The sequence below is a fragment of the Thiobacter subterraneus genome (assembly GCF_055379455.1).
Map to the genome: position 1 here is coordinate 2,172,017 of NZ_AP042402.1, position 25,484 is coordinate 2,197,500.

The 25,484-nt window shown below is 66.9% G+C and carries 29 protein-coding genes; 19 read left to right on the plus strand and 10 right to left on the minus strand.

Translation table 11 applies throughout. The annotated features are described in order from the left end of the window. The first annotated feature begins 97 nt into the window (after positions 1–97). The 7 genes from ACZ42P_RS10755 to ACZ42P_RS10785 all read left to right on the plus strand — a co-directional run bounded on the left by ACZ42P_RS10755 (position 98) and on the right by ACZ42P_RS10785 (position 7,853). Positions 98–1,519 carry a form I ribulose bisphosphate carboxylase large subunit gene (locus ACZ42P_RS10755; protein WP_464897539.1) on the plus strand — a complete coding sequence of 474 codons (1,422 nt, stop codon included), beginning with the start codon at positions 98–100 and terminating at the stop codon, positions 1,517–1,519. Positions 1,520–1,605: 86 nt separating this feature from the next. Next, positions 1,606–1,962 carry a ribulose bisphosphate carboxylase small subunit gene (locus ACZ42P_RS10760; protein WP_464897540.1) on the plus strand — a complete coding sequence of 119 codons (357 nt, stop codon included), beginning with the start codon at positions 1,606–1,608 and terminating at the stop codon, positions 1,960–1,962. Positions 1,963–2,126: 164 nt separating this feature from the next. Continuing rightward, positions 2,127–2,930, plus strand: a complete 804-nt coding sequence (locus tag ACZ42P_RS10765; protein WP_464897541.1) for a CbbQ/NirQ/NorQ domain-containing protein — start codon at positions 2,127–2,129, stop codon at positions 2,928–2,930. 96 nt (positions 2,931–3,026) lie between these two features. Then, positions 3,027–5,375, plus strand: a complete 2,349-nt coding sequence (locus tag ACZ42P_RS10770; protein WP_464897542.1) for a nitric oxide reductase activation protein NorD — start codon at positions 3,027–3,029, stop codon at positions 5,373–5,375. A 22-nt stretch (positions 5,376–5,397) separates the two neighbouring features. Next, a complete protein-coding gene (locus tag ACZ42P_RS10775) occupies positions 5,398–6,582 on the plus strand; it encodes a class II fructose-bisphosphate aldolase (protein ID WP_464897543.1) in 1,185 nt (394 codons plus the stop codon). Next, a complete protein-coding gene (locus tag ACZ42P_RS10780; RefSeq protein WP_464897544.1) occupies positions 6,575–6,877 on the plus strand; it encodes a hypothetical protein in 303 nt (100 codons plus the stop codon). The genes ACZ42P_RS10775 and ACZ42P_RS10780 overlap by 8 nt, the downstream gene beginning before the upstream one ends. A gap of 7 nt (positions 6,878–6,884) precedes the next feature. Continuing rightward, positions 6,885–7,853: an L-threonylcarbamoyladenylate synthase gene (locus ACZ42P_RS10785; RefSeq protein ID WP_464897545.1), complete on the plus strand. Its 969-nt coding sequence runs from the start codon at positions 6,885–6,887 to the stop codon at positions 7,851–7,853. Positions 7,854–7,870: 17 nt separating this feature from the next. Here ACZ42P_RS10785 and ACZ42P_RS10790 read toward each other — a convergent pair whose 3' ends face one another. Beyond that, complete coding sequence (locus ACZ42P_RS10790) at positions 7,871–8,071, minus strand: DUF2905 domain-containing protein (RefSeq protein ID WP_464897546.1); 201 nt, start codon at positions 8,069–8,071, stop codon at positions 7,871–7,873. Between the two features lie 17 nt (positions 8,072–8,088). On the opposite strand from ACZ42P_RS10790, the gene ACZ42P_RS10795 reads away from it, so the two are divergent. From ACZ42P_RS10795 to merB, 4 genes are all read left to right on the plus strand, one after another. After that, positions 8,089–8,511 (plus strand): archease, encoded by a 423-nt coding sequence (locus ACZ42P_RS10795; RefSeq protein WP_464897547.1) that lies wholly within the window; start codon positions 8,089–8,091, stop codon positions 8,509–8,511. A 147-nt stretch (positions 8,512–8,658) separates the two neighbouring features. Next, a complete protein-coding gene (locus tag ACZ42P_RS10800) occupies positions 8,659–10,089 on the plus strand; it encodes an RtcB family protein (protein WP_464897548.1) in 1,431 nt (476 codons plus the stop codon). A gap of 485 nt (positions 10,090–10,574) precedes the next feature. Next, positions 10,575–11,084 carry a GlcG/HbpS family heme-binding protein gene (locus ACZ42P_RS10805; RefSeq protein ID WP_464897549.1) on the plus strand — a complete coding sequence of 170 codons (510 nt, stop codon included), beginning with the start codon at positions 10,575–10,577 and terminating at the stop codon, positions 11,082–11,084. Positions 11,085–11,168: 84 nt separating this feature from the next. Next, positions 11,169–11,819 carry an organomercurial lyase gene (merB, locus tag ACZ42P_RS10810; protein ID WP_464897550.1) on the plus strand — a complete coding sequence of 217 codons (651 nt, stop codon included), beginning with the start codon at positions 11,169–11,171 and terminating at the stop codon, positions 11,817–11,819. Positions 11,820–11,824: 5 nt separating this feature from the next. Here the strand turns inward: merB and ACZ42P_RS10815 are convergent, their stop codons facing one another. Together ACZ42P_RS10815 and ACZ42P_RS10820 are read right to left on the minus strand one after the other, a co-directional pair. Beyond that, on the minus strand, positions 11,825–12,451 hold the full coding sequence (locus ACZ42P_RS10815) for a hypothetical protein (protein ID WP_464897551.1): 627 nt from the start codon (positions 12,449–12,451) through the stop codon (positions 11,825–11,827). A gap of 60 nt (positions 12,452–12,511) precedes the next feature. Then, complete coding sequence (locus ACZ42P_RS10820) at positions 12,512–12,715, minus strand: YgaP family membrane protein (protein ID WP_464897552.1); 204 nt, start codon at positions 12,713–12,715, stop codon at positions 12,512–12,514. A gap of 235 nt (positions 12,716–12,950) precedes the next feature. Here ACZ42P_RS10820 and ACZ42P_RS10825 point away from each other — a divergent pair, with 235 nt between their 5' ends. Beyond that, the gene (locus ACZ42P_RS10825; protein ID WP_464897553.1) at positions 12,951–13,256 is read left to right on the plus strand and encodes a hypothetical protein; all 306 of its coding nucleotides are present in this window, start codon (positions 12,951–12,953) and stop codon (positions 13,254–13,256) included. A gap of 7 nt (positions 13,257–13,263) precedes the next feature. Here the strand turns inward: ACZ42P_RS10825 and ACZ42P_RS10830 are convergent, their stop codons facing one another. From ACZ42P_RS10830 to ACZ42P_RS10850, 5 genes are all read right to left on the minus strand, one after another. After that, positions 13,264–14,307: a transglutaminase-like domain-containing protein gene (locus ACZ42P_RS10830; RefSeq protein WP_464897554.1), complete on the minus strand. Its 1,044-nt coding sequence runs from the start codon at positions 14,305–14,307 to the stop codon at positions 13,264–13,266. A gap of 118 nt (positions 14,308–14,425) precedes the next feature. After that, on the minus strand, positions 14,426–15,466 hold the full coding sequence (locus ACZ42P_RS10835; protein ID WP_464897555.1) for a hypothetical protein: 1,041 nt from the start codon (positions 15,464–15,466) through the stop codon (positions 14,426–14,428). Between the two features lie 4 nt (positions 15,467–15,470). Then, positions 15,471–16,277: a DUF2189 domain-containing protein gene (locus ACZ42P_RS10840; protein WP_464897556.1), complete on the minus strand. Its 807-nt coding sequence runs from the start codon at positions 16,275–16,277 to the stop codon at positions 15,471–15,473. Between the two features lie 102 nt (positions 16,278–16,379). Beyond that, positions 16,380–16,796, minus strand: coding sequence for an OsmC family protein (locus tag ACZ42P_RS10845; RefSeq protein ID WP_464897557.1), 417 nt, complete (start codon positions 16,794–16,796; stop codon positions 16,380–16,382). 48 nt (positions 16,797–16,844) lie between these two features. Next, entirely contained in the window at positions 16,845–17,603 is a 759-nt protein-coding gene (locus ACZ42P_RS10850; RefSeq protein WP_464897558.1) for a YdcF family protein, read from the minus strand. Positions 17,604–17,967: 364 nt separating this feature from the next. Here ACZ42P_RS10850 and rplM point away from each other — a divergent pair, with 364 nt between their 5' ends. The 7 genes from rplM to ACZ42P_RS10885 all read left to right on the plus strand — a co-directional run bounded on the left by rplM (position 17,968) and on the right by ACZ42P_RS10885 (position 22,863). Beyond that, positions 17,968–18,396 (plus strand): 50S ribosomal protein L13, encoded by a 429-nt coding sequence (gene rplM / locus ACZ42P_RS10855; protein WP_464897559.1) that lies wholly within the window; start codon positions 17,968–17,970, stop codon positions 18,394–18,396. A 9-nt stretch (positions 18,397–18,405) separates the two neighbouring features. Continuing rightward, positions 18,406–18,798 (plus strand): 30S ribosomal protein S9, encoded by a 393-nt coding sequence (rpsI, locus tag ACZ42P_RS10860; protein ID WP_464897560.1) that lies wholly within the window; start codon positions 18,406–18,408, stop codon positions 18,796–18,798. 227 nt (positions 18,799–19,025) lie between these two features. Further along, entirely contained in the window at positions 19,026–20,054 is a 1,029-nt protein-coding gene (gene argC, locus ACZ42P_RS10865; RefSeq protein WP_464897561.1) for an N-acetyl-gamma-glutamyl-phosphate reductase, read from the plus strand. A gap of 6 nt (positions 20,055–20,060) precedes the next feature. Then, positions 20,061–20,804 carry a DUF6776 family protein gene (locus ACZ42P_RS10870; protein WP_464897562.1) on the plus strand — a complete coding sequence of 248 codons (744 nt, stop codon included), beginning with the start codon at positions 20,061–20,063 and terminating at the stop codon, positions 20,802–20,804. A 21-nt stretch (positions 20,805–20,825) separates the two neighbouring features. Beyond that, complete coding sequence (locus tag ACZ42P_RS10875) at positions 20,826–21,242, plus strand: bactofilin family protein (RefSeq protein ID WP_464897563.1); 417 nt, start codon at positions 20,826–20,828, stop codon at positions 21,240–21,242. Between the two features lie 43 nt (positions 21,243–21,285). Continuing rightward, positions 21,286–21,636, plus strand: a complete 351-nt coding sequence (gene erpA / locus ACZ42P_RS10880) for an iron-sulfur cluster insertion protein ErpA (protein WP_347308043.1) — start codon at positions 21,286–21,288, stop codon at positions 21,634–21,636. Positions 21,637–21,705: 69 nt separating this feature from the next. Further along, positions 21,706–22,863, plus strand: coding sequence for a citrate synthase (locus ACZ42P_RS10885; RefSeq protein WP_464897564.1), 1,158 nt, complete (start codon positions 21,706–21,708; stop codon positions 22,861–22,863). A gap of 92 nt (positions 22,864–22,955) precedes the next feature. Here ACZ42P_RS10885 and ACZ42P_RS10890 read toward each other — a convergent pair whose 3' ends face one another. Together ACZ42P_RS10890 and ACZ42P_RS10895 are read right to left on the minus strand one after the other, a co-directional pair. Then, complete coding sequence (locus tag ACZ42P_RS10890) at positions 22,956–24,065, minus strand: anhydro-N-acetylmuramic acid kinase (RefSeq protein ID WP_464897565.1); 1,110 nt, start codon at positions 24,063–24,065, stop codon at positions 22,956–22,958. A 31-nt stretch (positions 24,066–24,096) separates the two neighbouring features. Next, positions 24,097–25,458 (minus strand): OapA family protein, encoded by a 1,362-nt coding sequence (locus ACZ42P_RS10895; protein WP_464897566.1) that lies wholly within the window; start codon positions 25,456–25,458, stop codon positions 24,097–24,099. Between the last annotated feature and the right edge of the window lie 26 nt (positions 25,459–25,484).

Below are 25,484 nucleotides of genomic sequence, written 5' to 3' on the forward strand. Positions count from 1 at the left end.
ACTATCCCTTATATGGCCATTGGTCCTATAGTTCGGACTCACGTTGCTTTGACCCCATTGCGACGTCAGCTTTGTTCACGACTAACTGGAGGTTCCCATGGCCGTCAAAACCTACAACGCCGGTGTGAAGGAGTACCGGCAGACCTACTGGATGCCCGATTACCAGCCGCTGGATACCGACATCCTGGCGGTGTTCAAAATCACCCCGCAGCCCGGCGTGGACCGGGAAGAGGCCGCTGCCGCGGTGGCCGCGGAATCCTCCACCGGCACCTGGACCACCGTCTGGACCGACCTCTTGACCGACCTGGACTACTACAAGGGTCGCGCCTACAAGATCGAGGACGTGCCGGGTGACGACACCTGCTTTTACGCCTTTATCGCCTACCCCATCGACCTGTTCGAGGAAGGCTCGGTGGTCAACGTGTTCACCTCCCTGGTGGGCAACGTGTTCGGCTTCAAGGCCATCCGCGCCCTGCGCCTGGAGGACGTGCGCTTCCCCATCGCCTACGTGAAGACCTGCGGCGGCCCGCCCCATGGCATCCAGGTCGAGCGCGACATCATGAACAAATACGGCCGTCCGCTGCTCGGCTGCACCATCAAGCCCAAGCTGGGCCTGTCCGCCAAGAACTATGGTCGCGCCGTGTACGAGTGCCTGCGCGGCGGTCTCGACTTCACCAAGGACGACGAGAACGTCAACTCCCAGCCCTTCATGCGCTGGAAGCAGCGCTTCGACTTCGTGATGGAGGCCATCCACAAGGCGGAGCGCGAGACCGGCGAGCGCAAGGGTCACTACCTGAACGTGACCGCGCCCACCCCGGACGAAATGTTCAAGCGGGCCGAGTACGCCAAGGAAATCGGCGCGCCCATCATCATGCACGACTACATCACCGGCGGCTTCTGCGCGCACACGGGCCTGGCCAACTGGTGCCGCGAGAACGGCCTGCTGCTGCACGTGCACCGCGCCATGCACGCGGTGATCGACCGCAACCCGCACCATGGCATCCACTTCCGCGTGCTGACCAAGGTGCTGCGCCTGATGGGCGGTGACCACCTGCACACCGGCACCGTGGTGGGCAAGCTGGAAGGCGACCGTGCCTCCACCCTGGGCTGGATCGACCTGCTGCGCGAGTCCTATGTCAAGGAAGACCGCAGCCGCGGCATCTTCTTCGACCAGGACTGGGGCTCCATGCCCGGCGCCTTCGCCGTGGCTTCCGGCGGCATCCACGTCTGGCACATGCCGGCCCTGGTTACCATCTTCGGTGACGACGCGGTGCTCCAGTTCGGCGGCGGTACCCTGGGTCACCCCTGGGGCAACGCAGCTGGTGCCGCGGCCAACCGCGTGGCCCTCGAGGCCTGCGTGCAGGCGCGCAACGAAGGTGCCCAGCTGGAGAAGGAGGGCAAGGAAATCCTGACCCGCGCCGCCCAGCATTCCCCCGAACTCAAGGTCGCCATGGAAACCTGGAAAGAGATCAAGTTCGAGTTCGACGTCGTGGACAAGCTGGACGTGGCCCACAAGTAAACCTGTGCCTGGCGCAGGGCCGGCCCGGGCGGGCGCAGGGCCCGCCCCGGCAACCCAATTGATGAGCTGAAGCGAAAGGAAACCGAATGTCTGAAATGATGGATTACAAATCGCGGCTGTCCGACCCCGCGAGCCGCAAGTTCGAAACCTTCTCCTATCTGCCGGCCATGGACAAGGAGCAGATCCGCAAGCAGGTGGAGTACATCGTGAAGAAGGGCTGGAACCCGGCCATCGAGCACACCGAGCCGGAAAACGCCTTCGACCACTACTGGTACATGTGGAAGCTGCCCATGTTCGGCGAGACCGACGTGGACAAGATCCTGGCCGAGGCAGAGGCCTGCCACAGGGCCAATCCCAATCACCACGTGCGCCTGATCGGTTATGACAACTACGCCCAGTCCCAGGGCTCGGCCATGGTGATCTACCGCGGCAAGCCGGTGTAACGCGGCGCGGGCAAGTCCGTGAGTGAGCCCCCGTCGCCGCGAGGTGGCGGGGGTTTTTTGTCTCTGCACCCCAGAGACACGGGGACACGGGCCAGGCGGGCCCAGAACGGTCCGTGCCTCCATGCCTCTGTGGTGAAAACTCGAAAGCGATCCAGGAGCCAGCAATGAGCGACATCATCAAACAGTACATGATCGAGAAGGAGCCCTATTACCGTCCCGTGGCGGACGAAGTGGAGCTCTATGAGGCGGCCTATTCCGTGCGCATGCCCATGATGCTGAAAGGGCCCACCGGCTGCGGCAAGACGCGCTTCGTGGAATACATGGCGTGGAAGCTCAAAAAGCCCCTGATTACGGTGGCCTGCAACGAGGACATGACCGCCTCCGACCTGGTGGGCCGGTTCCTGCTCGATGCCCAGGGCACCCGCTGGCAGGATGGCCCCCTTGCCATCGCCGCCCGTTATGGCGCCATCTGCTATCTGGACGAGGTGGTGGAGGCGCGCCAGGACACGACGGTGGTGATCCATCCTCTCACCGACAACCGGCGCGTGCTGCCGCTGGAAAAGAAGGGCGAGCTCATCCACGCCCATCCGGATTTCCAGCTGGTGATCTCCTACAACCCGGGCTACCAGTCCCTGATGAAGGACCTCAAGCAGTCCACCAAGCAGCGTTTCGGCGCGCTCGACTTCAACTATCCCGAGCACGACATCGAAACCGAGATCGTCGCCCATGAGACCGGCGTGTCCAGGGACATCGCCGACAAGCTCGTCTCCATCGCCGAGCGCGCGCGCAACCTCAAGGGACATGGCCTCGATGAAGGCATTTCCACCCGCATGCTGGTCTATGCCGGCAGCCTGATCGCCAAGGGCGTGGATGGCAAGGCCGCCTGTCGCGTGGCCCTGGTGCGCCCCATCACGGACGATCCCGACATGCGCGATGCGCTGGATGCGGCGGTCACCACCTTCTTCTGAACCGGGACGACACACCATGGCGACGTGGCGCGTCCGGGGACATGCGCCCGAAACCGGCGCGTCACGCCGCCGTGCCTTCGTGGGTAAGGATTGGCCATGTCAGTGAACCTCGACGATTACAAGGATCTGGTGGCGGAGCTCAGCCCCGACTCCCAGGAGGCGCTGCGCGCCACCTGGGTGGAGGCGACCAAGATCTATTCGCCCCGCGGCCTCGACAACTACCTCAAGGGGGCCGTGGCCCTGAAGAGCCTTGGGCGCGGCTGCGATCTCGTGGTGGCGTGGCTGGAGAATGCGCCGCTGGTGGCCAAGGAAGTGGGCGAGGACGTGGTGTCCGACCTGGCCACCACCGCGCTCACGCTGGCGTCCAAGACTTCCGGCGCGGTGATCGAGATGATTCTCGCCACCGCGCCCACCGCCGCGCGGCGCCTGGGCGATGCCGACCTGTTCCGCAAATACCTGCAGTTTCTCAACGTGCTGGTGGCGCAGGCGCCCCGCGGCGTGCGTCCCATGCTGGACAAGCTGGACGTGCTGCTGTCTCAGCTCACCCTGGGCGGCCTGCGGCGCTGGGCGCTGTGGGGCGCCCATGCCCACCGCACGGACTATGAGGCGCAGGTCCGCTACTTCGGGCTGGAAAGCAAGGAGTCGCTGGCCGTCCTGCAGAAGGAGCGCAAGGGCACCCTGTTCATCGACGTGCAGCGGCGCATCAACATGTATCTGCGCGCCCTGTGGGGACGGGATTTCTTCATGAAACCCACCTCGGGGGACTTCGAGACCCGCGAGGGCTACAAGCCCTACATCGAGGACTATTTCATCCATCTGCCGGATGCCTATGACGACTTCGTCACGCCAGACGGCCAGACGGTGTCCGGCCTGGAGGTGTACCGGGCCGCGGCCGCCCACGCCGCCGCCCACGTGGTGTACACCCGCGAACCCATCTCGGCGGAGGCCCTCAACAGCTGGCAGATGGCAGTGATTTCGGTGATCGAGGATGCGCGCGTGGAGACGCTCGCCATCCGCCGCTTCCCCGGTCTCAAGCAGCTCTGGCAGCGTTTCCATATGGTGACACCTGATCAGTCGGCGACGGCCGGCAATTATCTGGACCGCCTCGCCCGCGCCCTGCTGGATGAGGGCTACCGGGACGACGATCCCTGGATCGCCCAGGGCCGGGCCCTGTTCCGGGAGGCGCTGGAACAACCCGGCCGGCTGGACAGCAATCAGACTTCCTGGGACATCGGCGTGACCCTGGCCCATGCCTTCCTGGAGAAGAAGATCCCCTTCAGCCCACGCACCGATGTGCTCAGCGCGGTCTATCGCGACGACAACCGCTATTTCTGGGCGTTCGAGGAGTTCGACTTCGAAAAGGCCATCGCCGCCGGCTACGATAGGCCCAAGCAGGTGCGCAAATACGTCTCCGTCATGGAAATGGTCAACGAGGTGGACAACGAGCTGGCGGGCGACGACGCCCAGGAGATCTGGGTGTTGCCCACCGAGTTCTACCTGGACCAGGAGGGCGTGACCATCAACGAACTGGAAGGCAAGGAGCCGGTCTCGCCCCCCTTCCACTATCCCGAATGGGACTACCAGATCCAGCTGGAGCGTCCCTCCTGGGTCACCGTGGTGGAAAAACGTCCCAAATTCGGCGAGCTCAGCGTCATCGACGCCATCGCCGCCCAGTACAGGCGGCTCATCTCGCGCATGAAGTTCCTGCTCGACGCCATGCAGCCCCAGGGCGTGCAGCGCATCCGCAAGCTGGAGGATGGCGACGAGATCGACATCAATGCCGCCATCCGCGCCCAGATCGACATCCGCATGGGCATGCAGCCGGATCCCCGCATCATGATGCGCTCGGTGCGCAAGACGCGGGACATCTCCGTGCTGGTGCTGCTGGATCTTTCGGAATCCACCAACGAGAAGGTTTCCGGCCAGGAATACACCGTGCTGGAACTCACGCGTCAGGCCTGTGTGCTGCTGGCCGATGCCATCGCCAAGGTGGGCGATCCCTTTGCCATCCACGGCTTCTGCTCGGACGGGCGCCACGATGTGCAGTATTTCCGCTTCAAGGACTTCGACCAGCCCTACGACGACAAGCCCAAGGCCCGGCTGGCGGGCATGACCGGGCAGCTCTCCACGCGCATGGGGGCGGCCATCCGCCACGCCAGCCACTACCTGCGCCAGCAGAAATCCTCGAAGAAACTGCTCATGGTCATCACCGACGGCGAGCCGGCGGACGTGGACGTGCGCGATCCCCAGTATCTGCGCTACGACACCAAGAAAGCGGTGGAGGAGGCGGCACGCGCCGGCATCGTCACCTACTGCATGAGCCTGGACCCGAGGGCCGACCAGTACGTCTCGCGCATTTTCGGCGCACGCAACTACATGGTGGTGGACCACGTGGAGCGGCTGCCGGAGAAACTGCCGCTGCTCTACGCCGGGCTGACACGCTGACTCCGCTTCCGGGAGGCATCCCATGCTGATCCACCTGGCCGATCTGTTGCAGCATGCCCGCCGCAATGGTTACGCGGTGGGCGGTTATGACATCGTGAGCCTGGAATTCCTGGAGGCCATCGTCGCCGCCTGCGAGCGCGACGCCGCGCCGGCCATCCTCAGTCTGGCCGAGTCCCACTTCCACCACTATGACTTCGCCACCCTGATGCCCGCGGTGGTGGAGGCGGCGCGCCGCGCCCGGGTGCCCTTCGCCATCCATCTGGATCACGGGGCCAGCCGGGAATCGGTGATCCAGGCGATCCGGCTGGGCTGCAACGCCGTCATGATCGACGGCTCCCATCTGCCCTATGGCGACAACGTGGCCCTCACCCGGGACATCGTCGCGCTCGCCCACGGCTGCGGCGTTCCCGTGGAGGCCGAGCTGGGTTACGTGCCCGGCGTGGAAGGGGAGGATGCCGCCCTGCATCCCGGCGAAGTGCGCATGACGGAGCCTGAAGAGGCGGCGCGTTTCGTGGCGGAGACGGGTGTGGATTGCCTCGCCGTGTCCGTGGGCACGGTCCATGGCCGCATGCGGGGCACGCCCGCCCTCGACTTCGCGCGCCTGGCCGCCATTCGTGACGCGGTGGAGGTGCCCCTGGTGATCCACGGCGGCACCGGCCTCACGGATGAGCAGTACCGGCGGCTGGTGGCCAGCGGCATGACCAAGCTCAACTACTACACGGCCCTGGCCGATGCCGCCGCCGCCAGCATCCGCGCCCAGGTGGAGGCGGTCCCCGGCGCCGGCTTTACGCAACTTTTGGCCGGCGTGCGCGCCGCCATCGCCCGGGAGGTGTCGCGCATGAACGAACTGCTCGGGGCGGCGGGGCGCGCCGGCGCAGTGGCTGCGGAATGCCGGCCCTGGCGCGAGGTGCTGCACGCCATCGGCTTCAATCTCGCGTCCGAACTCACGCCCGAGGCGCGGGAACGCCTGGTGCGCGAAGGGGTGCGGGTGCTGTCCGCCATCCCGGGTGTGCGCAGCGTGGAGGCGGGGATCGCCCTGCGCGACGATGCCCGTTATCATTACTGCTGGAACATTCGCTTCGCCGCGCCCGAGGTGGTGGCAAGCTATGCCGAACATCCCAGCCACCGCGACTACGCCGACCGCCTGTTCCGGCCTGCGGCGGCGGACCGTCTCACCATCGACTACTCCCTGGACTACCATGGCTGAGCCGAAAATCTATGTAGGACTCAATCAGGACAGCCACGGCCTCACCCAACTGGGACGCATCGTGGTGGATGCCTGGCTGTTCGGCTTCCTGCCGGAAACGGAAGACTGTGCCGGCTGGGATCTGGGCCGCATGCAGGCCCTGATGGAGCGCGTGGACGCGGAATGGGACAAGTACGGCAACCTGCCCAGTCGTCTGCCGCCCGAGCTGCGCGAGCGCCACGCCGCCCTTTACGCGCGCATCATGGAAGAGGCACGCCGCAAGGGCTGGAATCCGGAACTGGACGACGAAGAGTAAGCCCGGCGTGCCCGCAATCTCCACAGATCTCGACCGCGCCGTGGCGCTGCTGCGGGCGGGCGGGGTGGTGGCCATTCCCACCGAGACCGTTTACGGCCTGGCCGCCGACGCGCGCAACCCGCAGGCGGTGCGGCGGGTGTTCGCCATCAAGGGCCGGCCGGCAGATCATCCCCTGATCGTCCACATCGCTGCGGCGGAGAGCCTGCCCCAGTGGGCGCGGGACATTCCCGACGCCGCCTGGCGGCTGGCCGAGCGCTTTTGGCCCGGCCCCCTCACCCTCATCCTCAAGCGCGCGCCGGGGGTGCCGGACGAGGTCACCGGCGGCCAGGACACCGTGGGCCTGCGGGTGCCCGATCATCCCCTCACCCTGGAACTCCTGCGCCGTTTCGGCGGCGGGCTGGCCGCCCCGTCCGCCAACCGCTTCGGGCACGTGAGCCCCACCCGCCCGGAACACGTGGCGCAGGAGCTCGGCGAGGCGGTGGACCTCATCCTCGACGGGGGCCCCTGTCGAGTGGGCGTGGAGTCCACCATCCTGGACCTCTCCGGCGACGTTCCCACCGTGCTGCGTCCCGGGGGCGTGAGTCTGGCGGCGCTGGAAGAGGCGCTCGGGCAGCCGGTGGCCCTGCGCACCGGCGCGTGTGGCGTGCGGGCGCCCGGCACCCTGGCCGCCCATTACGCTCCCGCGACCCCCCTCGTGCTGCTGCCCGCCGGGCGGCTTTGGCAGGAGGCGGCGCGCCGGGCCGCGGCGGGTGAGCGCGTCGGCGTACTCACCCATGGTCTGCCCCGGGCACTGCCCGGCGTGTTCGTGCTGCGACTGCCCGCTGAGGCCGCGGCTTACGCACGGGAACTCTATGCCGCCCTGCGCGCCATGGATGGCGCGGGCTATGATTGCATTCTGGTGGAGGCCGTGCCTGATGCACCCGAGTGGCTCGCCGTGGCCAACCGGCTGGAACGGGCGGCCAGGGCCCACCGCTGACAGGGCGGTGCGCGCCCTCAGCGCCGGAACAGCCACAGAATCAGGGTGAGCAGGAGCGAGACCAGGAGGCTGCTGGTCAAGGGGAAGTAGAAGGTGAAATTCTTGCGCTCGATGCGGATGTCCCCGGGCAGGCTGCCCAGCCCCAGCTTGGACACCAGCGGCCAGAGCAGTCCCAGGACCACGAGCAGGATGCCGAGGGTGATGAGCCACTTCGCCATGCACGGATTATAAGACCATGGCCACTGCCCGCTGGGAACATTTCCATCACGGGGCCGACATCGGTGTGCGCGGCATCGGCCCCACCCTGGCGGCCGCCTTCGAGCAGGCGGCGCTGGCCCTCACCGCCGTCATCTGCGACCCGGCGCGCGTGGTCCAGAAGGAAAGCGTGACGGTGAGCTGCCGCGCGCCCGATGCGGAGTTCCTGCTGGTGGACTGGCTCAACGCCATCGTCTATGAAATGGCCACCCGCCACATGTTGTTCTCCCGCTTCCAGGTGGCGATCAGCGGTGACCGGCTCGCCGGCACCCTGTGGGGCGAGCCGGTGGCGGTCGGCCGCCACCAGCCCGCGGTGGAAGTGAAGGGCGCCACCTATACTGAACTCAGGGTGTTTCAAACCCCCCAGGGCGAGTGGGTGGCCCAGTGCGTGGTGGATGTCTGAAATACGTTCTCCAACGGGGACAAGGCGAGCCGCCCAGGCCCGGGAGTTGCGGAACCGGGCCTGACCGCCCGTGAAGAGGGGGCATGTCCCCGCCTGTCCCGGGCCGGGCTTTCGTCCCGGTCTGCCGGCTCAAGCGAGGAAGGAATCATGGAGCTATCGCGTTTCCGCAGAGTTTCCGATTACGAATGGCGCGTCGAACCCTTCGGGAAAATGCGTGTCCCCGCGGTGATTTACGCCAGTGAGGCGCTGATGCGGGAGATGGACGAGAAGGTGTTCGAACAGGTGACCAACGTGGCCACCCTGCCCGGCATCGTCAAGGCCGCCTATGCCATGCCGGATGCCCACTGGGGTTACGGTTTCCCCATCGGCGGCGTGGCGGCCTTCGACCCGGAGCAGGGCGGCGTGGTGTCCGCCGGCGGTGTGGGGTTCGACATTTCCTGCGGCGTGCGCAGCCTCACCACCGGGCTCACGGTGGCGGACGTGGAACCGCTGAAGAAGGAACTTGCCGACGTCCTGTTTGCGCGCATTCCCGCCGGGGTGGGCAGCACGGGCAGCCTGCATCTGTCCATGGCGGAAATGGATGCCATGCTCAAGGGCGGGGCGCGCTGGGCGGTGGCCCGCGGCTTTGGCACCGAAGCCGATCTGGAGCGCATCGAGGAGGGGGGCATGATGGCCGGTGCGCTGCCGGAGGAAGTGTCCCAGCAGGCCAAGAAACGCCAGAAGGACGAAGTCGGGACCCTCGGCTCCGGCAACCACTATCTGGAAGTCCAGCAGGTGGCCGAGATCTATCATCCCCGTATCGCCCAGGCATTCGGGCTGAAGCAGGGAGACGTGGTGGTGTCCATCCACTGCGGCTCGCGCGGGCTGGGCCACCAGATCGGCACCGAATTTTTGCGCAGCATGGCGCTGGCGGCCAGGGAATACGGCATCGACCTGCCGGACCGCGAGCTCGCCTGCGCGCCCATCCGCTCCGACATCGGGCAACGCTATCTGGGCGCCATGCGTGCCGCCATCAACTGTGCCCTGGCCAACCGCCAGGTCATCACCCACCTCACCCGCGAGGCCTTCGCCACCCTGTTCCCGCAGGCGCGGCTCGAGCTCATCTACGATGTCTCCCACAACACCTGCAAGGAGGAAGTGCACCTGGTGGATGGCCGCCCCCGCCGGCTGTTCGTGCACCGCAAGGGGGCCACGCGCGCCTTCGGACCGGGGCGCCCCGACATCCCGGCCGTGTTCCGCGACGTGGGGCAGCCGGTGCTCATCGGCGGGTCCATGGGCACGGCCTCCTATGTGTTGGCGGGGCGCGAGGAAAGCGAGGAACACGCCTGGGGCTCCGCCTGCCATGGCGCGGGCCGCAGCATGAGCCGCATCCAGGCCACCAAGCGCTGGCGCGGGCGGGAAATCATCGATGCCCTCGCCGCGCGCGGCATCGAGATTCGCAGCCCGTCCCTGCGCGGCGTGGCGGAAGAGGCCCCCGACGCCTACAAGGACGTCTCTGCCGTCGTGGACGCGGCCGACCGCGCGGGGCTCGCCCACAAGGTGGCGAAGCTCACGCCCCTGGTCTGCATCAAGGGCTGAGCAAGCGGCTGCTGATGTCCGGAAGGCCACCGGCGGCAACCGGACGCCTTTAAGGGACTGGGGTCTTTACTTTGCGGTCAAGCCCCTGGGTGCCGCTGAAACGACTCCTGCAAGCAATGGGGGCAATCCCTGCAATCACCCCCACCCCGGCCCTCCCCCGTCGAGGGGGAGGGGGCCTGTGGCGGAAGCCAAGGCCTGTGGGAGCGGCTTCAGCCGCGATTATCGTTGAGCCTGGCAGTCGCCGCTGAAGCGCCTCCCACGGAGGTGGGGCTGCGATAGAGCGAAAGGGGGTCACGAAAGGGGGTCAGGTCTTTACTTTATACCGGAAGAAAGGAAAAAGCCCCGACCCTGGCACGCCGGCCTCCCCGCCCACCCGCGCCTGCCGTGTCACGCCGTGGGAACCCAAGGGGGCCGAATTCCTCTATAAAGAGACCGTGGGCGGGTGGTTCCGCCCGCGTCCGCACACAACAAAGAGGAGTTCGATCATGCGTCATGTCCTTTCCCTGGGTGCGGTGGCCGCCGCGTTTGCCCTTGCGGCCCCGCCCGCTGCGGCCGCCGAAATGCCGGTGGCGGTGAAGATCCCGCGTCTGACGGTGGAAGCCTCGGAAAAGCTCGCGCGCGCGACGCTGGAAGCCTGCCGCAAGCAGGGCATCCAGATCGCGGTGACCGTGGTGGACCGCAGCGGCGACCCAATGGTGGTGCTGCGCGATACCCTTGCCCCTCGTCTCACCCTGGAAATCAGCCGTCAGAAGGCTTACACCGCCGTGAATTTCAATGCGTCCACGGGCAGTATGGCCGGCCGCTTCACCCATCCCTTCTCCGTGGGCAAGGTGGAGGGTCTGGTGTTTTCCGCCGGGGGCCTGCCCATCGAGGCGGCGGGCAACATCGTGGGTGCCGTGGGCGTTTCCGGTGCTCCCACGGGCGAACAGGATGAAGCCTGCGCCAGGGCAGGACTGGAGGCCATCGCGCTGGACCTCGAATCCGCATCCCTGTAAACCCATCACCGTGGCGGGGTTGCCTCGCGGCCGCCCGCCCGCTAAAAGGAAAGCCCGCCCGCGCGGGCTTTTTCCCGATTGACCATGAATGCAACGATAACCGCCCCGGTGGATCCCCAGCGGGTGCTGGCGGCGCTTGCCGCCCTGCACCGGGCCTGGCCTCTGGAACGGCGCATCCGGCAGGAGGCGTGCGATGCCACCCGCGAGACTTACCTCGCCGTGCTGCTGCGCTGGGTGCAGACGGGTGCGGCGCCCGCCCCCGACGGCTTCGACCAGGAAGCCCTGGAGGAGCTCACCGCGCTCGATGCCCTGCAGCTCGTGGACGGGCGCATCACCTGTCCGCCCTTCAGCGCCGCCGCCACTGACATCGTGGTGCACTTGCCCCACGAAACCGTATCTGTGCTGTCGGCCCTGGATGCGCTGGCGCTGCCGCGGCTGGTGGGCACGCCGGCCGCCATCGAGGCGACCTGCCCCGTGAGTGGCGCGCGGCTCAGCCTCGCAATCGGCGAAGGGGGCACGCCGCGGGCGGAAGACCTGGGTGTGGCGCGGGTGGCGCTGCGCAAGGTGGCGGATCAGGTCCTGCGTTACGCCTTCGACCTTGCCCCGGGCATCCGCTTCGTAAAGCCGACGGAGGCGGACGGCCTGCGGCAGACCCTGTCGCTGGCCGAGGCGTCGGCCGTGGCCAATGCCTTTTACGCCTTTCAGCGCAAGCTGATTCGCGGCGAGCCGCTCTGACGCCGTTACTTCTTCCTGCGCGCCCAGACGTAGAAGTAACGCGGCTCCTCGTCCATGAAGCGCTCGATGCTCGCCGAGTAGGCGCGGCTTTCGCCCGGGATCATTTCGGTACGATCGGTGATGTCACCCGATCCCACCTGGATGCCACGCTGATCGAATACGAACACGCGCACCTCCGGCCGGAGCATGGTGTCGCTGGCGTTTTCCAGCACGACCCGGTATTCGTAGCGGGTTTGGCCGTTCTGGCGCAGCACGGTGAAGACGATGTTCTTGACGTAGCCCGCATCGACGGCAATGACCTTGTCCGGTGTGAGTTCCTTGAGATGGGGCAGACGTCCGCGCGTGATGCTGGCAAGTTCCTGGCGCGTCCTTTCCAGTTCCGGCTCGAGACGTTCCAGCCGTTGCCGGGCGTGGAAGAGATCGTTGGCGAGGGTGGCGTTTTCGGCGGTGAGGTGGTGGATCTGGATGCCCGATACCACGACCACCACCAGGAGCATCACCAGACTCACTCCCAGCGCGATCGCCAGCATCAGACGCTGGCTGCGCCGCCGGCGGGCCTCGCGTGCGGCATGGGCCGCGGCCCGCCGGGAGGCGCGGACCGTCTCCCCGCTGCCGGATTCAGCGGCGGACATGGGCTCCCTGGGCGCGTGCGGCGCCCCGGCCGCAGGCGCCCCTGGCTGTTTGCGCCGGCCTCACTCGTGTTTGCAGGTGGAAATCTTGAAGGGCACGTAGAGGGGGCACCAGCCGATGAGACTGGTGACCAGGAAGGCGATGGCGACGATGCCCAGAATGATGGCCAGCGTGCCGCTGATCTGCCCGGTGAAATACAGCACCGCGATAATGGCCGCAATGATGAGACGGATGATGCGGTCTGCGCCGCCCATGTTCTTCTTCATGATGCTCTCCTTGGTTGGGGATGGATGAAACGGTTACCGCCAGCCCTCCACTAGCAGCACCAGCACCGTGATGCCGCCGATACACACCAGACACGCCAGCAAAAGCCGGCGCCAGGGAAAGCCTCGTGTCATGCGTGGACGCCTTGCCTGGAAACGGGAGGGCTGCTACAGCATAGAACATTCCCCGTGACAATTCGACGGCCACGCCCGGCGCGGCGTGCGGGAGGCGGACGGTATGGCAGTGAAATGGCTTTTCTTCTGGATGGGGCTGGTGGGTGCGATGGCCGGGCCGGCCACCGCCCAGGAGGCCGTGTTTCCCCAGCACCCGGCGGCCCGCCCGGAGCAGGCCCCGGCGGCCGGACAGGTGCCCGCCCCCCACCGGCCGCGCGCGGAGATCGAGGAAGACATCCGCAGCCTGGAAGCGCGGCGGGCAGACCTGCTCACCCGCTACGCGCCTGCCCACCCCGATGTGCGCGCCGTGGAGCGGCGGCTTTCCATCCTGCGCCGGCAGCTGGAGATGCTGCCGCCCCCCGGCCGCTAGCGCAGCCTCACACCACTTCGCGGCTTGTCAGGCGAAACTTCATCGCCTCCGGCTCGCGTCCGTCGATCACCTTGTCGCCGAAGCGGGCGTAGGGATACATGAGGTAGGGCACGGTGTCGCCCTGGGGCAGGGTGAAATCCCGCCCGTAATTGAACCCCACCCAGTTCATTTCCCAATAGCCGAACAGGCGCTTTCTGAGTGCAACGATCCGGGGGTCGTCGAGGGGCAGCTTTTCTTCCAGCACCGCCTTGCGCACGTCCGCCGGATCCACGGCCACCCAGCCGCGCCGCGGCGAGAAATATTCCGCGCGGCAGTGTTGCGCCTTGGAGATATCGCCCGCCTTGCCCAGGCTCTTGAACTGGGCGGAGTCTGCAACCCGCACGCCATAGAACTCCCGCGCGGGGACGCCGGCGGCGCGGGCGAGCCCCACGAACAGGGAGTTGATGTCGGCACACTTGCCGCCCAGGTTGCCCGATTCCAGCATGAACTTGATGTCGCCGAGCCCGCAGCCGCGTGTCTTGGGATCGCGAAAGGTATTGTCCACCACCCATTCGTAGATGGCCCGTGCCTTGGCGTCGGGTCCGCGCAGGCCGCGCGTGATGCGAAGCGCCGTGTCGCGCACGATGCCATCCACCGGCATGTGCTCGGTGGGCTGCAGGTAGAGCGCGGCTTCCGCGGCGTCCTTCAGGTGCCGCCCAGGCAGGGGCGCGGCCCGGTCGCGGGTGGCCACGCGCGCGCTCACCGTGAGCGTGCGGTTGCGCTCCTCGGCGCCCAGGGCCACGCGCAGGATGGGTGCGTGATAGGTGTCATCCCAATGCAGGGTGGCCGGTACGGGGCTGGCACAGTGAACGGACAACACACGCTGGTAATCCCCTGCGTCCTGGGGCAGGGGCAGCCAGAGCTGGCCGGCACCCGCATGAGCCGAAAGGTCGAATTCGTAGGTGAGGTCGAACGTGCGCCAGGAAGCATCGCGCGCCGCCTGCGCCACACGGGGCGTGGCGAGGTAGAGGGGCACGAAAGCGGTAAGGCGCAGAAAATCACGTCGTTTCATGGTTCCTCCTGAAAACGCTTTTCCCGGATTTCTGCCTGTGCTTCCGCACCACGAGGGGATGGCCGAAAACCGTCGGCCGCAGTGTTCCCGGCGGAAGCGGGCACAGTGTAACGCGGTTTCAGGGGAACAGCGGGCGCGCGCGCCGGGCCAGCGCCTCCGGCGCGAGCAGGATGAGTTCCGTGCCGAGCAGCCGTTGCAGGAAGTAATCGTCGTTGCGGTAGGCGGGGGCCGGGTGCTGGCGCGCGATGAGGCGCAGAAACAGGCGCGCACCGGGTGTGTCCGGCTGGCTGTAGAGGGCGAAGTTGAAACTCACGTGGCCCAGGCCTTCATAGACGCGCAGGGCGCGCGACAGGCCGTCGGCCAATGCCGCGAGGTCGGATTCACCGAGGCGGTCGAAACGGGCGGCTTCCGTGTGCACGGCCTGGATTTCGTGCAGCCCCAGCGGCGCAAAGGCGGCAAGCCAGTGCCAGCGTCCGGTCTGGCCCAGATAGCGCTCGCCGAGTGTCCGTTCCGTTTCCACCAGGGCGTCGGCGAACACGCCGCCATGGCGTGCGTGCCAGTCCGCCCAGGCCCGGCACAGTTGCGCCTGGTGGGCATGGGGCTCGGCTCCGGCGAGGAGCTGGAAGTGGGGATGGATCAGGCTTGCGCCCGCCGGGAAGAGGTAGTTCGCCGCCACCACCAGGTAAGCGCTGACGGGATCGCGCCCGGCGAGCGTGGCGCCCAGCCGGTGCAGGGCCGTGAAGGCGTCCTGCAAACGCGCCGGCGTGAATCCGGACAGTTCCAGGAAGTGGCTCGCCCCCACCACCGCCACGGCGTGATGGCGCGCCAGGGGAAACAGATTGGGCATCGCCACTGCCTCGCCCACCCGGATCTGCCCTTCCGGCACCAGGTGGGGATCGAATTTGGGCGTGGCTGCCAGCCCCGAAGGGCAGAACACACAGCCGCTGCGGGTTTTTTCTACCCACTCGGCGAGCCACGCCCGGTCCACGGGGGGAAACAGCAGGGGCGCCTTGTCCGCCAGGGCCGGGTTCAGGATGGCGGTGTGTCCCAGCAGCGGGTCGCGCCGCAGCTCGAGCGGCTGGGAGACCGTTGCGAAATCCGCCAGGGGCGTGGCGAAGCGTGCCCGGTCGGTACTGCTCAGGAATTCGATTCCGGCCATCCCGTCAGGGCGTCTCCGGCCGGTTTTCCGGCCAGGCGGAGGCGTCGATGGTCTCGCGATAGGCATGCCAGGTGGCGTGGCCGATCACCGGCAGGAGGACGACAAAGCCCAGGGTCAGGGTGGCAAAGCCCAGCATCACCGCCCCCACGATGAGGAGACCCCACAGCAGCATGGGCCCCTTGTTGCGCAGCACGCCATGGATGCTGGTGATCACCGCGGTGATGGCATCCACCCGCCGGTCCAGGATCATGGGCAGGGAGAACGCCGTGGCGGCGAACACCACACTGGCGAACACGGCACCCACCAGGCTGCCCACACCGAGGAAGGTGGCCAGGGCCCTGAGGTCCACTGCGCCTTCCGTGGGAAAGAACACATGCACCATGGCGGCGGCGCGGGCCCACAGGAGCAGCACCACCAGCAGCACCATGCCGAGGATGAGCAGCTCCCGGATGTGGTCCCGGCCTTCGCGCAGGCAATAACCCAGCACCGGCGTCTGGTCGCGGGCCAGCTGGCGGCTGATGGAATAGAGGCCCACCGCCAGCACCGGTCCCACGAAGACGAAACCGGTCGCCAGCCCCAGGTAGAGGGCCAGCAGGCCAAACTTCCAGGTGGCGAGCAGGATGGCGAGGCTCAGGGCGGTGAAAAGCACGCCATAGGTCAGGCTCACCGGCAGGGCACGGCGGAAATCCAGCCACCCGGCCTTCAGCCAGCGCAGGGGCGCCGTCGGCTCCAGGGTGCGGCAGGGGGCGACGAAGGGAAGCTGCTCCGGCGGCAGGCTCCCCGCGGAAGATGGGGGGATCAACGTGGCCATGGTCTCCTCCTCGAAAATGGCCGTTCGGGGCGACGGCCTTCTGCTTATATAGACCGGCCGGCGGGGGGAAGCCAGGGAGGGGCGCCGCTGGGGGGGGGAAGGTCAGACCTGCACGATCTCGTAGTCGTGGGTGACCGTGGCCACCTTGCCCAGCATGATGGAGGCGGAACAATACTTCTCCGCGGACAGATTGATGGCGCGCTCCACCGCCTCGGGCTTGAGGTCACGCCCTTTGACCACGAAATGGATGTGGATGCGGGTGAACACCTTGGGGTCGGTGTCCGCGCGCTCGGCATCCAGTTCCGCGATGCAGTCCACCACCTGCTGACGCTGCTTGCGCAGGATGGCCACCACATCGTAGGCGGTGCAGCCGCCCGTGCCCAAGAGCAGCATCTCCATGGGCCGTGGCCCCAGATTGCGGCCGCCGCCTTCCGGCGGGCCGTCCATCACGACGGCATGACCGCTTTCCGTCTCGCCCACGAAGGCGGCGTCTTCTATCCATTTCACCCGGGCTTTCATCGCATCGTTCCTTCCGCTTTGCGTCAGTCGTTGGTGGGAGACCGGATTCTAGCCAATGTGGCCGCGCAGGCGATACCAGGCAAGACCCACCAGCTCGTGCAGGGCGTGGCTGCTGTCGAGCAGGGCGCGGGCATCCGGCAGCCAGTCGCTCAGGAGGTCGCCGCGGGGTGCGTAAAAGCGCGTGGCGGCGGGCACCACCTCCAGCCCCGCGCCCTCGAAGGCGGCCCGGGCTCGAGGCATGTGCCAGGCATGGGTGACCAGGACGATGCGCCCGATGCCCGCGCGTGCCAGGATGCGCTGCGTGAACCGGGCATTCTCCCAGGTATTGCGCGATGCCGGTTCCACCCAGCGCACGGGGATGCCGAACTCCTCTTCCAGGATGGCTTTCATGAACAACGCTTCCGGGTCGCGTCCCTCGGGGCTGCCGCCGCTCACCAGCACCGGCAGACCGCTGGCGCGGGCCAGGCGTGCCGCGTAGCGCAGCCGCTCCAAGGCCAGGCTGCTGGCGGTGTCCCCGCCGTATTCCGGCGCATTTTGGTAGCGGCCCGCACCCAGCACCACGATGGCCTGGGCCCGGTCCAGGTCGGGCAGGGGAGTGGGCTTCCCGGCCAGCATCCCCAGCAGGGAGGCCGACACCACGGGCAGCGACAGCGCACCCAGGGCGAGGGTCCCGGCCAGGCAGAGCGCCCGGCCCAGGCGGGGCCGGCGTCGCCAAAGGGCGAGGCCCAGCACGAGCATGACCAGCAGGCTCCCGGGGGGCAGGAGGAAGGCTTTCAACAGGCGGGTGAGCGGCCAGGCGATGTCCATCGGGGCTCCCTCAAATGGGTTTGCCATTGTAGCGGGCGCCTGGATCCGCCGCGCAGACGGCCCGCTCCGACGGGCTGCCATGCAGCATAAGGCATTGATTCTAAAAGATGTGCCAAACCCAACACGGGCGGACGCAAAAAAGTGCTTGCAAAAAGTATCGGAATATTAGAAACTGCTCATACGTAAGACGCGCCTGCGTCTTATCGTTGTCTCCTCCATCCTCCTCCTTTGGTGGATTTGAACGCAGCCTCGCAAGGGCTGCGTTTTTTTTCGTCGGTGGCCGGGCGCGGCGGCGGTTTGACACCCGTGCACGAAGGCCCCTATAATCCGCCTCTTTCTCAAATTCAGCATCGGGATTTTCGGTATGCGTACCTATTCCGCAAAACCGGCAGACATCAGGCGCGACTGGTACGTCGTGGACGGCACCGACAAGGTGCTGGGGCGCCTCGCCAGCGAAATCGCCCGTCGTCTGCGGGGCAAGCACAAGACCATCTACACGCCGCACATGGATACCGGTGACTACATCGTCGTGGTCAATGTGGAAAAGCTGCGCGTCACCGGCAACAAGGCGGAAGACAAGAAGTATCACCGGCATTCCGGTTACCCCGGCGGCATCTACACCACGAATTTCGCCAAGCTGCAGGCCAAGCATCCGGAGCGCGTGCTGGAGAAGGCGGTCAAGGGCATGCTGCCCAAGGGCCCCCTGGGGTATGCCATGCTCAAGAAGCTCAAGATCTACAAGGGCCCCGAGCATCCCCATGCTGCCCAACAGCCCAAGGTTTTGGAAATCTGAGGACCCATCATGATCGGCAACTGGCACTACGGAACGGGCCGGCGCAAGAGCTCCGTCGCGCGCGTGTTCATCCGGCCCGGCAAGGGCAGCTTCATCGTCAACGACAAGCCCGTGGACGAGTATTTCTCCCGTGAGACGGGGCGCATGGTGGTGCGCCAGCCCCTGGTGGTGACGGAGAGCGAAGGCCGGTTCGACATCATGGTGAACGTCTCCGGCGGTGGCGAGAGCGGCCAGGCAGGCGCCGTGCGCCACGGCATCGCCCGCGCGCTGGCGGAATACGACGCGGCGCTCAAACCCACCCTGCGCAAGGCCGGGCTGCTCACGCGCGATGCGCGCGAGGTGGAGCGCAAAAAGGTCGGCCTGCACAAAGCCCGCCGGCGCAAGCAGTTCTCCAAGCGCTGAGCGTCGTTACAGTTGCGACAGAAAGCCGCCTGCGGGCGGCTTTTTCATTAGTGGCCACGGTGGCGTCCTTTATCATTGGGGAATCCCTGTTCGCCCCGGGGCCGGTGTGACGCCGTCGCAAACGGGGAAGGGGACGTTCTCCGGGAGCGCGAGCGGCCCAGGTTCCCGAGTCCTGCGCCCGGCGCGTGCGTCCTGGTCCAAAACTGACTGCTTCGAGGTAATCGCCCATGATCAAGATCGGCATCGTCGGCGGCACGGGCTACACCGGCGTGGAGCTCCTGCGCCTGCTCGTCCAGCATCCGGAGGCGGAGCTTACCGCCATCACGTCGCGCAAGGAGGCCGGCATGCCCGTGGCGGACATGTTCCCCAACCTGCGTGGCCGGGTGAAGCTGGCCTTCAGCGACCCCGCGCAGGCACCCCTGGCACAGTGCGACGTGGTGTTTTTCGCCACCCCCAACGGCATCGCCATGACCCAGGCACGTGACCTGCTGGATGCCGGCGTGAAGGTCATCGACCTGGCGGCGGATTTCCGTATCAAGGACGTCGCCCTGTGGGAAAAGTGGTACGGCATGGAACACGCCTGCCCTGACCTGGTGGCCGAAGCCGTCTATGGTCTGCCGGAACTCAATCGCGAGCGCATCCGGGGGGCGCGCCTCGTCGCCAATCCCGGCTGCTACCCCACGGCGGTGCAACTGGGTTTCCTGCCCCTGATCGAGGCTGGCGTGGTGGACACCCGGCACCTCATCGCCGATGCCAAATCCGGTGTCTCGGGCGCGGGCCGCAAGGCCGAGGTGCATACTCTGCTGGCGGAGGCCGGCGACAACTTCAAGGCCTATGGGGTGGCCGGGCACCGTCATCTGCCGGAGATTCGCCAGGGCCTGTCCCAGGTGGCCGGCCATGAGGTGGGACTTACCTTCGTGCCCCATCTCACTCCCATGATCCGGGGCATCCATGCCACGCTCTATGCCCGTCTCACCCGCGAGGTGGATCTGCAGGCCCTGTACGAAGACCGTTACCGCGACGAACCCTTCGTGGACGTGCTGCCCGCGGGGGCCCACCCGGAGACGCGTTCCGTTCGGGCCGCCAACGTTTGCCGCATCGCCGTGCACCGCCCCCAGGGAGGCGACACCGTCGTGGTATTGTCGGTCATCGACAATCTGGTGAAGGGGGCCTCCGGCCAGGCGGTGCAGAACATGAACATCCTGTTCGGCCTGCCGGAGCGCCTCGGGCTGGATCAGGTGCCGGTGCTGCCCTGACGCGGCATGGCCTCCCGCCTCCTGCGCAGCCTGAAGAGTCGCTTCGGCATCGCGGCGGCGCGCATGCGGGTGCGCACCCACATTCCCCTGCCGTTGCGCCTGCTCGTGGTGGTGTTGCTGGTGGGGGCGGGTTTGGCGCTTGCCGACTGGGTCTATACCACAGGCATGCGCCTGGCGGGCTTCGAAAGGAGCCGAGCTGAGGAGGCCCTGACCCGCCTGTCGGAGCAGGTGGCGCGCCTTGAGCGCGACAACGCCGCCCTGCAGGCTGAGAGTGCGCGCCTGCGTCAGCAGCTGGAGATCGAGCAGGCCACCCAGCGCAACCTGGCCCAGAGCCTCAAGGCACTGCAGGAAGAGAATGCGGCGCTGCGCGAGGACGCTGCCTTCTTCCGCAATCTGCTCTCACCCAATCCGGGGGCGGTGGGGGTCACCATTTACCACGCCAAGCTGGAGCGCAATCCGTTGTTGCCTGGCGAATACCGGTACCGGCTGCTACTATTGAACGCCGGGCCGCGCGACCAGGAATTTTCCGGCAGCGTGCAGCTGCTGGTGAGCGGGGTGAAAGACGGGCGGACGCTTACCCTGGCCGAGCCCGGGCCCAAGGGTCAGCTCGCCGTGCGCTTCCGTTACTATCAGCGTCTCGAGGGTACCCTGCAGCTGCCCGACGGCATGACACCCCGGAGCGTGCAGGTGCGGGTTTTCGAGGCCGGTGCGGCGCAGCCCCGCTGGACCCGTACCGTTGCCCTGCAATGATTCGGCATCAAGGAAGAGTCCATGTTTTTCAGTAAGAAACCCAGCCGGCCCCAAAACCGGATCGACACCCTGATCGGTGCTGAAACCCGCGTGCAGGGGGACGTCTCCTTCAGCGGCGGCCTGCGTGTGGACGGCACCATCTTCGGCAACGTTTCTTCGCGCGGCGATGGGCCTTCCACCCTGGTGCTGTCGGAAAACGCGCGCATCGAGGGCCGTATCCAGGTTTCCCACGTGGTCATCAACGGCACCGTGGTGGGGCCGGTCCACGCCAGCGAATACGTGGAACTGCAGCCCAAGGCCCGTGTCTCAGGGGACGTCTTTTACAAGACCCTGGAAATGCACCTGGGCGCCATCGTGGAAGGCAAACTGGTGCACGAGGAAGGCGCGCCGGCCCAGGCCGGGCTTGGGGCACCGGGCGCGATTGACCAATCCGCCTGAGGCCGGGATAATTGACCGAACCGCATCTTGCAAGGAGTCTGCCATGAATGCCGCCACCGAAATGCCCACCCCCCTCATCTTTACCGATGCCGCTGCCGCCAAGGTGAAGCAGCTCATCGACGAGGAAGGCAATCCCAACCTGAAGCTGCGCGTGTTCGTCACGGGAGGCGGTTGCTCCGGCTTCCAGTACGGCTTCACTTTCGACGAGAACCAGGCCGAGGATGACACCGTGATGGAGAAAGGCGGTGTGACCCTGCTCATCGACCCGATGAGCTTCACCTATCTGGTGGGCGCCGAGATCGATTACCAGGAAGGCCTGGAAGGGGCCCAGTTCGTGATCAAGAACCCGAACGCCACCTCCACCTGCGGCTGCGGGTCCTCGTTCTCGGTCTGATTCACAACAACAATCATCGAGGTAAAGGAGGCGGCCCACGCCTCCTTTTGTTTTCTGCAGGGGGAAGCGATGAACGAGTACGTACCCGGCCTGGAAGGCGTGCCGGCGACGAAATCCAACATCTCCTTCATCGATGGCGAAAAAGGGGTGCTCGCCTATCGCGGCTACGCCATCGAGACCCTCGCCGAGCGCAGCACCTTCGAGGAGACCGCGCTTCTGCTCCTGGATGGCAACCTGCCCACCCGCGCCGCCCTCAAGGAATTCGATCGCGACATGCGGGCGCGCCGGCGGGTGAAGTTCCGCATCCGGGAACTGATGCGCGCACTGCCGCCGGACGCCCACCCCATGGACATGCTGCAGTCCATGGTCAACTGCCTGGGCATGTACTACCCGGGCGCGCAAGGCCCGACGGGCGATCCGGCCGCCGATCTCGCCTACGTGCACGAGGTGTCGGTGAGCATCCTCGCGCGCATGCCCACCCTGGTGGCCATGTGGGAGCACATCCGCAACGGCTATGATCCCGTCGAACCGCGCACGGATCTCACCACCGCGGAGAATTTCCTGTGGATGCTCACCGGCGAGGAACCGGACCGCTACGTCGCGCGCATCCTGGACATCTGCCTGATTCTGCACGCCGAGCACACCATCAATGCCTCCACCTTTGCGGTACTCGTCGCCGGCTCCACTCTGGCCAGCCCCTACAGCGTGATCGCCTCGGGCATCGCTACCCTGTCGGGACCGCTCCATGGCGGCGCCAACCAGGCCGTCGTCAGGATGCTGGAGGAGATCGGTTCGCCCGAGAACGCCGAGGCCTACATCGATGCCCAGATCAGGCAGAAGAAAAAGATCTGGGGCTTTGGTCACCGCGAATACAACGTCAAGGATCCGCGTGCGGTGATCCTGGAGCACCTCATGCGCAAGATGATCGAGTACCGGGAAGGGCGGGTCGGGCCCCTGTTCGAGATTGCTCAGGCGGTGGAGAAGGCGGCCACCGAGCGTCTGGGTCCCAAGGGCATCTATCCCAACGTGGATTTCTATTCCGGGGTGCTCTACCGCGAAATGGGCATCGCCCCGGACCAGTTCACCTCCATCTTCGCCATGGCCCGTGCCGCGGGCTGGCTCGCCCACTGGAAGGAGCAGCTGGGGCAGAACCGGATCTTCCGGCCCACCCAACTCTATACCGGCGAGCTCAACCGCGAGTACATTCCCATCGACCGCCGCGGATAGATGATCAGTCGCGCAGCGACTCCCCGCTCCTCTCTCCCGGTGGGAGAGAGGAGCGGGGGTGAGCGACTTATCGTTCCTCCGCCCCACACCCGCTACTTTGGATAGATCGCGCCCAGTATGCAGGGGTGCGCCGCGCCGGTGACGGCCGGCAGGTTGCCAGGCTCGCCCTGCAGCGTGCGCCAGGCCAGCCAGGCGAAGGCCAGGGCTTCCACCCATTCCGCCTTGACCCCCAGGGCATCGGTCAGTGCCACTGGGGTTGCCGTCCCGGCAAAGGCATGGCGCAGGGTGTTGACCAGCGCCGTGTTGCGCGCCCCGCCACCACACAGCCAGATCTCATCGGCGCCACCCAGGTGTTTCTCCACCGCGTCATGGATGGCCTGGGCGGTGAGGCGCAACAGCGTCGCCTGCACGTCCTGGGGTTCCCACTGGGCAGGCAGCCGCGCTTCCAGCCAGGCCGGATTGAAGTGGTCCCGCCCGGTGCTCTTGGGCGGGGGTGCCTGAAAAAAGGTATCGTCGAGGAGGCGGGCGAGAAGCTCCGGCACCACCCTGCCCGATGCGGCCCAGGCGCCGTCCGCGTCATAGGCGTCGCCCCGGTGGCGCTGACACCAGGCGTCCATCAGCAGGTTGCCGGGGCCCACGTCGAAACCGGTCACCGGGCCACCCGGCGGCAGGTCGGTGAGATTGGCGATGCCGCCGATGTTGACGATTACCCGGTGCTTGTGCGGATGGGCAAATACGGCGGCATGAAAGGCGGGCACCAGCGGCGCCCCCTGTCCCCCCGCGGCGACGTCCCGGCTGCGGAAATCCGCCACCACGGTGATGCCGGTGCGTTCGGCAAGCAGGGCGGGATTGTTGAGCTGCAGGGTGTAACCCAGCTCCGGCCGGTGACGCACGGTCTGGCCGTGGGCGCCGATGGCGGCCACCTGCGACGGCGTCACACCGGTGCGGGCGAGCAGCTGCGCCACCGCCTGGGCGTAGTGTTCGGCGAGGCGGTTGGCGGCGAGGGCGGCCCGTTCCAGTTCGTTCGGGCCCGCCTCGTTCAGGGAGAGAAGTTCCTCCCGCAGCTCCGGGTCGAAACCGAGGTGGGCGTGGCCCAGGGTTTGGGGGACGGGATGGGAGAAGTCACCCAGAACGGCGTCCACGCCATCCAGGCTGGTGCCGGACATGAGCCCGATGACGAGGGGCGGGCGGGCGGCGGCCATGGCGGTACCCTCACCCCGGGGCCGGGGGCGCTCAGTCGATGCTGGCCAGGTTCAGCCCGCGCACCAGGGACAGCCGGGCCACCAGGGGTGCCGCGGCCGCGCGAAACTCGTTGCGATACTGGGCCGCGATGGGGAAGGCCTGGGGCATGGGCACGGTGAGGGGATTGCGCTGCACCCCGGCCACACGGAATTCATAGTGCAGGTGCGGGCCCGTGGCCAGCCCGGTGGCGCCAACGTAGCCAATGGTCTGGCCCTGACTGACCCGCGCTCCCTTTCGGATAGCCTTGGCGAAGCCGGAGAGATGGCCGTAGGCGGTGCTGATATTGCCATGGTGCTGGAGCACGATCAGATTGCCATAGCCGTTTTGGCGGCCGGCGAAGGCGACCGTGCCGTCGGCCACGGCCCGCACGGGCGTGCCGGTGGGCGCCGCGTAATCCACGCCCTTGTGGGCGCGCCAGGTTTGCAGCACCGGGTGGAAGCGCGCCAGGCTGAACCCCGAGGTGATGCGGGAGAATTCCAGGGGCGAACGCAGAAAGGCCTTGCGCAGGTTCCTGCCGTCGGGCGTGTAGTAGCCTTCGCGGCCCTCCCGGTCGCGGAAATACACGGCCTGATAGGTCCTGCCCGCGTTGACGAACTCCGCCGCCAGCACGCGTCCGGCGCGCACCGGCTCGCCATCGGCGTGCAGCGTCTCATATATGACGGTGAAGCGGTCACCCTTGCGGATGTCCAGATGGAAATCGATGTCGGAGGAGAAGATTTCTGCCATCTGCACCGCCACCGCGTCTGGCACACCCGCGGCGTCGGTGGCGCCAAACAGGGAGCTGCGGATCTCGCCGGATTTCATGGTGACCCGGGTTTCCACCGCCGCCTGGCGCTCCCGCAGGCGGAAACCGTCGCCGGTGCGGTCCACCTCCAGCAGAGTCTGATCCGGAGCCACGTAGCGCAACGCCAGCAGGCGTCCCTCGGCGTCGGTCTCGGCGCGTACGCTGCGGCCCGGCACCAGCTGGGAGAGGGTGCGTGCCTCGCGGCTGCCGCGCAGGAAGGCGAAGGCCGCGGCATCGTCCACCTCCAGCCGATCGAGCAGGCTGGCCAGGGTGTCGCCCCGCTGGATGCGGGTCTGACGCCAGAAAGTCTGGTTGTCGCCGTCATCCAGGGTGGTGGGGCTGGGCAGATTGAGCTGCTCGATCACCGTGCGCCGTTCCACCGGCTGCGGGTCAGTGGCCGGCGCGATACCAAAGGCCACCGCCATGCCCAAGAGCGGCAGGGTGGAGAGAGCAATGAGCCAGCGCAGCCGCAGGCTGCGGGATGCGGTCGTCCCGTCGGGCGTCCATCCTTCGTCCACCGGGGCGGGAGGCGGGTTTTGCGCTAGAATCGCGCCTTTGTCCTTATGCATGGCTGCGCCTTCCGAAAAACCAGGCG